Origin of the sequence: Pseudoroseomonas ludipueritiae, from assembly GCF_014490445.1 — a bacterium.
In the GTDB taxonomy this organism is placed as follows: Bacteria; Pseudomonadota; Alphaproteobacteria; order Acetobacterales; family Acetobacteraceae; genus Pseudoroseomonas; species Pseudoroseomonas ludipueritiae.
Genome location: NZ_JACTUZ010000328.1, coordinates 1 through 1,488 on the forward strand (window position 1 = coordinate 1; position 1,488 = coordinate 1,488).

Below are 1,488 nucleotides of genomic sequence, written 5' to 3' on the forward strand. Positions count from 1 at the left end.
CTGCCGGCCATGCGCCTGCCGGTGCCGGTGCTGGTGGGGCTGCGCCGCCTGGGGCTGGAACGAGCCGGCGACGTGCTGCGGCAGCCCCGCGCGCCATTGGCCCGCCGCTTCGGCGCGCCCCTGGTGCTGCTGCTGGACCGGATGCTGGGCGAGGCCGCCACCCCCTTCCGCAGCCTGCGCCCGCCGCCCGAGTTCCAGGTGGTGCGGGAGATGATGGAGCCGCTGATCACCCGTGGCGGCATCGATGCCGCGCTGTCCCGCATGCTGCCGGCGCTTTGCGCGCAATTGGGGGATGCCGGGCGCGGCGTGCTGCGGCTGGTGCTGCGGGCGCATCGCGGCGACGGCACGGTGCAGGAAGCCATGCTGGGCCTGGGCCTGCCCAGCCGCGACCCCGCGCATCTGCACCGGCTGCTGGAAAGCAGGCTGGAGGCGCTGGAACCCCGCTTCGGCTTCGAGCGGCTGGACCTGCTGGCCGAGCGCACCGAGCCGCTGGCGTCGCTGCAATCCGGTATGGTGGCCGGCGCCACGCCCGCCGCCGATGCCGCCGCGCTGGCGCAGTTGATCGACCGCCTGGGGCAGCGGCTGGCCGTCTGGCGCCTGGCCCCGCGCGCCAGCCATTGGCCGGAGCGCGCGGCGATGAAGGTGGACCCCTTCGCCAGCATCGCCACGCCACTGGGCTGGGCCGCCCGCCCCCGCCCGCTGCGCCTGCTGCGGCAGCCGGAGCAGATCGAGGTGATCGCGGTGCTGCCGGATGCGCCGCCGCGCCGCATCCACTGGCGCGGCAACTGGATCGAGATCCGCGCCGCCGAGGGGCCGGAGCGTTTCGAGCCGGAATGGTGGCGTGACCGCCCGGACCGCCCGGTGCGCGACTATTACCGCGTGGAATGCGCGGACGGCACGCGGCTCTGGGTCTGCCGCGCCGGGCTGCCGGAAGCCTCGCCGCGCTGGTTCCTGCATGGCGTCTTTGCGTGAGGCGCGGCCATGGGTTTCGCCGAGCTGGGCGCCATGTCCAACTTCACCTTTCTCGAAGGTGCCGCGCACCCGCATGAGCTGGTGCTGACGGCGAAGCTGCTGGGGCATGCGGCCATTGGCATCGCCGACCGCAATTCCCTGGCCGGCGTGGTGCGCGGCATGGTGGCGGCGGAACACAAGGATATCCGCCTGCCCTTCGTGGTCGGCTGCCGCGTGGCGCTGGAGGACAGGCACGAATACCTCGTCTGGCCCACCGGCCGCGCCGCCTATGGAAGGCTGACGCGGCTGCTGTCGGAAGCCCGCATGGTGGCGGAAAAGGGTGAGGAACGCATCGCCCGCGAAGCCCTGCTGGCTGCTGCCGAGGGGCAGATCATGGCGCTGGTGGCGCCGGAAGCGCCGGACGAGGCTTTCGCCGCCCGGCTGCGGCAGGATGCGGCGGCGCTGCGGCGCGGCCTCGCCATGCCGTTGTTCTGCGCCGCCGCGCATCGCTTCGGCGGCGACGACCGGCGGCGGCTG

The 1,488-nt window shown here is 74.0% G+C and carries 2 protein-coding genes; both read left to right on the forward strand.

Annotated features, from left to right (window positions below; genetic code table 11):
- A partial coding sequence (locus IBL25_RS26080; RefSeq protein WP_456315890.1) for a DNA polymerase Y family protein occupies nucleotides 1-972 on the forward strand: 972 nt, incomplete at its 5' end.
- A 9-nt stretch (nucleotides 973-981) separates the two neighbouring features.
- Nucleotides 982-1,488, forward strand: a 507-nt coding sequence (locus IBL25_RS26085; protein ID WP_187781340.1) for a PHP domain-containing protein, incomplete at its 3' end; no start/stop codon positions are given.